1 protein-coding gene is annotated in these 1,569 nt (G+C 39.6%); it reads left to right on the forward strand.

All coding sequences use genetic code 11. The features are described 5' to 3' along the window. A partial coding sequence (locus tag KI343_RS19750) for an IS1182 family transposase (RefSeq protein WP_244857155.1) occupies positions 1–1,569 on the forward strand: 1,569 nt, incomplete at both ends.

A 1,569-nucleotide genomic window follows, 5' to 3' on the forward strand; every position in this document is an offset into this window, starting at 1 on the left:
TTCCAGAAGAAGCTTTCACCGGATTTATCCGCCAAACAGGCTGTCCCGCCTATCATCCACGTATGATGATGAAAATTATTTTATGTGCTTATACCCAGTCGGTATTCTCTGGCCGAAAAATCGAAGCATTACTAAAGGACAGCGTGCGGATGATGTGGCTTGCGCAGGGATATGAGCCCAGTTATCGTACCATCAACCGTTTTCGTATGAATCCAGAAGTAAAAGAACTATTGCGTCAGTGCTTCGTCCAGTTTCGTTGTCAGCTGGTGGAAAAAGAGTTGATTGATGCGGAAGCTATCTTTATTGATGGAACAAAAATTGAAGCCAATGCCAATAAATTCACCTTTGTCTGGCGAAAATCGATTGAACGCTATCAAGCAAAACTTATAGAGAAATCGAATGCGCTCTATGAAGAACTGGTAGAAAAAGAAATTATTCCAGAAATCGAACGGGAAAGCCCGGAAACGCTATCGACAAAAGAACTTCAACAGATAGCTGGGAATTTGGATAAGTCTGTCCAAACCTATACGGAACAAATCGAATCAAGGGAAGAAGCACAGGACCGAAAAGTCCTGCGTTCGGAACGAAAGCAACCAAAACAAGCCTTAAAAAAGGTGCACGATTTCATTCGCCGTAAAGAAAAATATGAAGAAGCATTGGAGATTTTAGAAGAACGTAACAGCTATTCCAAGACGGATCATGACGCAACCTTTATGCGGCTGAAAGATGACCATATGAAGAATGGGCAGTTGAAAGCTGCTTATAATGTGCAATTGGCAACGGAAGGACGTTACGCATTAGCATATGATATTTTTCCGAACCCTACCGATACACGAACATTGATTCCTTTTTTAGATCGAATAGAAAAGGATTATTTTGCGTTGCCTGATTTCCTTGTAGCAGATGCGGCTTATGGAAGTGAACAAAATATAGAAGATATTATCTCGAATCGGTTACGCACCGCCCTAATCACTTACAATATGTATCGTAAAGAAAAGAAGAAAAAATATAAAAATAATCCTTTTAACACCGCTAACTGGGAATATGATGCCGAAAAAGATGCCTTTACTTGCCCGAATGGTCAAGCTGTTACTTATCGCTATGATTCCAAACGGACAGACAAGTATGGTTACCAGCGACAATTTAAGGTCTATGAATCTGAGGATTGTACAGGCTGTCCTTTGCGAGAGCAATGTACCAAGGCAAAGGAAGGAAACAATCGAAAAATATTTTATAATGAGAAATGGGAAGCACAAAAAAAGATGATACGAGAACAGCTTTCAGATGAAGAAATGGGCAAGCTTTACGGAAAACGTAAGATAGATGTAGAGCCTTTCTTTGGATTCTTGAAGGCTAATTTGGGTTTCACTCGTTTCTCTGTACGAGGAAAAACCAAAGTGAAAAATGAATTGGGATTCGCCTTAATGGCAGTGAATCTGAGAAGATACACTGCCTCTAGCCGCTTTTTTATGTATCTACTTATAAATGATTTCAAAAAAGATGGATTTCACTTCAAAACTCAATGTGAAATCCATCTTTTTTATTTTTGGCTAGTTATGTCCCAGCCTC

The organism is Oceanobacillus sp. J11TS1 (assembly GCF_018333215.1).
In the GTDB taxonomy this organism is placed as follows: domain Bacteria; phylum Bacillota; class Bacilli; order Bacillales; family Amphibacillaceae; genus Oceanobacillus.